The 3,687-nt window shown below is 66.5% G+C and carries 4 protein-coding genes; all 4 read right to left on the bottom strand.

Going from position 1 to position 3,687, the window contains the following annotated elements; translation table 11 throughout:
- Positions 1-1,161: outer membrane protein assembly factor BamB family protein (locus tag DYI24_RS23125; protein ID WP_164573999.1), on the bottom strand; the 1,161-nt coding region annotated here is incomplete at its 3' end.
- Between the two features lie 153 nt (positions 1,162-1,314).
- Positions 1,315-2,106, bottom strand: coding sequence for an NUDIX hydrolase (locus tag DYI24_RS23120; RefSeq protein WP_164573998.1), 792 nt, complete (start codon positions 2,104-2,106; stop codon positions 1,315-1,317).
- A 4-nt stretch (positions 2,107-2,110) separates the two neighbouring features.
- Positions 2,111-3,064: a dihydrodipicolinate synthase family protein gene (locus DYI24_RS23115; RefSeq protein ID WP_164573997.1), complete on the bottom strand. Its 954-nt coding sequence runs from the start codon at positions 3,062-3,064 to the stop codon at positions 2,111-2,113.
- A gap of 104 nt (positions 3,065-3,168) precedes the next feature.
- Positions 3,169-3,687, bottom strand: a 519-nt coding sequence (locus tag DYI24_RS23110) for an SDR family NAD(P)-dependent oxidoreductase (RefSeq protein ID WP_164573996.1), incomplete at its 5' end; no start/stop codon positions are given.

Genomic DNA, 3,687 nt, shown 5'->3' with positions numbered 1-3,687 from the left:
GAAGAAGAAGCCGTTCTTCGGCGCGGGCAGGATCACCTTGCGCGGCTTGCCGTCGATCGCGATGTCCGCGAGGATCATCGGCTGGGTCGAGGTGTAGTCCCAGTTGTCGCCGGGCGTCTCCTGATAGTGCCAGACGTATTTGCCGGTGTCGGCATTCAGCGCGACGATCGACGCCAGATACAGGTTGTCGCCGCCGGCCGGGCTACGCAGGTTGCGATTCCATGGCGAGCCGTTGCCGGTGCCGACATAGATCAGGTTGAGATCGGGATCGAACGTGATGGTGTCCCACGCCGTGCCGCCGCCGCCATTCTCCCACCATTTGCCGGCCGGGTCCCAGGTCTTGGCGGCCTTCTCCATCGACTCGTCTTCGAACGGCTTGCTCGGGTCGCCCGGCACCGTGAACCAGCGCCACGCCTGCTTGCCGGTCTCGGCATCATAGGCGGTGACGTAACCGCGCGCGCCGTATTCGGCGCCGCCATTGCCGATCACCACCTTGCCGTTGAACACCCGCGGCGCGCCGGTGATGGTGTAGGAATGTTCGTGGTCGATCAGCGTGTCGATCTCCCACGCCTTGTTGCCGGTCGCGGCATCGAGCGCGATCAGGCGGCCGTCATAGGCACCAACAAACACCTTGCCCTTGTACAGCGCGACACCGCGGTTCACGACGTCGCAGCAGCCGCGATAGCCCTTGGAGTGATCGACCTTGGGGTCGAAGGTCCACAGCTTCTTGCCGGTGCGGGTGTCGATCGCATGCACGACGCTCCACGACGCCGTGACGTACATGATGCCGTCGACCACCACCGGCGTCGCTTCGACGCCGCGCTCGGAGCCGAGGCTGTAGCTCCATTGCAGGCCGAGCTGTTTGACGTTGTCGGCGTTGATCTGGTCGAGCTTGCTGAAGCGGGTCTCGGCGTAGTCGAGGCCGTAGCTCGGCCAGTCCTTGGTGGTCTTGGCGTTGGCGACGATCGCCGCGCTGTCGACCGCACCTGTCACCGCGCGGATATGCGCGGCGGAGCCTTTGGCGTCTTGCGCGACGGCGATCGCCGGCGACAGCAGCGCGGCCATCAGCGCCGCGGCGCCGAGACGCCTCGCAGCTAATCGTATCGCTGGATGTTGGACAGGTCGGTGCGCAGTCCGCACCGCGTCAGCAGGCTTCCTCATGCATTCGCTCCCTACACGGCCTCTTGCCGGGCCGAGCGGAAGTGTTGCGCGCAGTCGAGAGAGCGTCAACCAGAATGCGGACGAGATGCAGACGCAGTTATTATCTCGCAATGCAATGCGCCGCGCGCTGCATTGCGATGCCGCGGCTGCGAACTACGCGCCGGAGAATTCGAACAGCTCGCCGTCGTAACCGGCTTCGGCCGGAATCCGCAGCAAACGCTTATCGCCGTCCTTGGTCATGATCGGCAGCACGGTCACGATGCTCTGTGCACGTGCGTGATCGAGCGCTGCCGCGACGCTCGGCTGCTGGCCGAGCCGGATCAGATTACGCGTGGTCGGAAACGGCAGCGTGAAGCGGCCGCTGTCGCCACCGTCGAGCGCCTCGCGCGGCGACAGCCAGATCGAATCGGTGGTCTCCCCGCCGTCATGCATGCCGAGCTGTTCGGGCGGCGCCTCGGCCAGGAAGAACCAGGTGTCGAACCGCTTCGGCAGCTTCTCCGGCGTGATCCAGTGCGCGTAAGGCACCAGCAGATCGAGCGCCAGCACCAGCTCGTTGTCGGCCAGGATCTGCGCAAACGCGATGCTGCCGTCGCACAGCGCCTTGCGATGCGCCGCCTCGATCTCGGCGGCGCGGCTGGCGGCGACCAGCGCGTCGCTGCCACGCGGCCGCGCCAGCAGGATGCCGCTTTCCTCGAAGGTCTCGCGGATCGCTGCGATCCGGAATTCCAGCGCCGGCCCGACCGATCCGTCGACCCCGGCATAGAGCTCCGGCCGCCCGACGATGTCGCGGTCGCCGGCATCGACGCTGCCGCCGGGGAACACCAGCGCCCCGGAGGCAAACTCGACCTGATAATTCCGGACCATCATGAACACGTCGAAGCCGGCCGCGGCCTGACGCAACAGCACGATGGTCGATGCGGGACGCGCGGCAGCCTCAACGGTCATGGTGTTACTCCGCAGCTTTGCTGCGCGGTTCGAGATCGGCGCGTTTGTCGACCCGCGCCAGCCGCGACAGCAGATAATCGACTTCTTCGCGTGCCGTGTCGGTCAGGCTCGCGCCCGGCTTGCGCTGAGCGCTCGACGACAACAGCCCGCGCTTCTTCAGCACGTATTTGCGAACCGACAGGCCGACGCCCTGCTGATGCTCGTAGCGGATCAGCGGCAGATGCGCGTCGAACAGGTTATGCGCGAGATCGCGCTGGCCGGCCTTCGACAGCTTGACGACGTCCACCAGCATGTCCGGGAAGCAGTAGCCGGTCATGGCGCCGTCGGCGCCGCGCTCCATCTCGAAATCCAGGAACAGGCCGCCATTGCCGCACAGGATCGACAGCGGGCGCAGCGATCCGTCCTCCTGGAAGCCGCGCAGCGTGGTGATCTTCTCGAGCCCCGGCCAGTCCTCGTGCTTCAGCATCACGCAGGATGCGCTGTCCATCACGATCTGCCGGATCACCTTGGGGGTCATCACCACCGACAGCGTCAGCGGATAATCCTGCAGCACCCAGGGCACGTCATCGCCGATCGCCTCGGTGGCCTGGCGGAAATAGGTGGTGATCTGCTCGTCGGTGCGCAGCGATGGCGGCGGCGCGATCATGACGCCGGCCGCGCCCGCATCCATCGACAGCCGCGCCAGCCGGCGCATCGCGGCGAAGCCCGGCGCCGAGACGCCGACGATCGTCTGCATCGACTTGGCGCGCTTGATGAAGCGGGTCGCCACCGCCTCGGCCTCGGCCGCATCGAGCTTCGGCGCCTCACCAAGAATACCGAGCACGGTGACGCCCTCGCAGCCGACCTCCGCGTAGAAATCGGTCAGACGATCGATCGAAACGTCGTCGATCTTGCCGTCGTCGTGGAACGGGGTCGGCGCGATGGCGAAGGTGCCTGCGGCTTCCGGGGTGAGCTTCATGAAGTGGGCCTTTCGATGGGTTTCACCGATGCCGGCAGGTGGAGCCGCGCAGCACCGGCGCTCGCCGCCGGGTATTCCCCGGGCGTGCGCCGCACGGCGCCCGTTCAGCGCGGGCGCCCGGCCGCCTTGATAGCCTCTTCCGAAAAGAAAATCTCGCCGGCGTGGGTCACAATGTCCTCCGCTGACCAAGCGTCGTGCGGAGGCTTCCAGCCTTCCATCTCCATCAGCTTCATCTCGCGCACCCCGCGCGGGCCGGAGACGCCGAGCACCTTGCCGGTCTGGTCGCCGGACAGGCCGGAGACCATGTACAGCACCGCCGGGGCGATCCCCTCCGGCGTCAGCGCCGCGCCCGGATTTTCGCGGTAGCGCGGCAGGTCCTCGGTCATCCGAGTCAGCGCGCCCGGCGCCAGCGTCCAGATTCGGATGTTGTATTTGCGGCCTTCGATCGCCAGCACGTTGGACAGGCCCCAGATGCCGCCCTTCGCCGCGCCATAGTTGCTCTGGCCGAAGTTGCCAAGAAGGCCCGAGGTCGACGAGGTGTTGACGATGACGCCGCCGCCATTGTCCTTCATCCATTTGAACACCGGCTGGGTGACGCAGAACGTGCCCTTGAGGTGCACGTT

Origin of the sequence: Rhodopseudomonas sp. BR0C11, assembly GCF_010820945.1 — a bacterium.
GTDB classification, from domain to species: domain Bacteria; phylum Pseudomonadota; class Alphaproteobacteria; order Rhizobiales; family Xanthobacteraceae; genus Rhodopseudomonas; species Rhodopseudomonas palustris_H.
Note: the sequence above shows the minus strand (reverse complement) of the source record. Positions and strands in the feature narration are given on the sequence as shown.

What these genes read in the sequence shown, in the direction of transcription:
- DYI24_RS23120 (WP_164573998.1), bottom strand. Translation starts at nt 2,106, where the DNA reads ATGACCGTTGAGGCTGCCGCGCGTCCCGCATCGACCATCGTGCTGTTG.
- DYI24_RS23115 (WP_164573997.1), bottom strand. Translation starts at nt 3,064, where the DNA reads ATGAAGCTCACCCCGGAAGCCGCAGGCACCTTCGCCATCGCGCCGACC.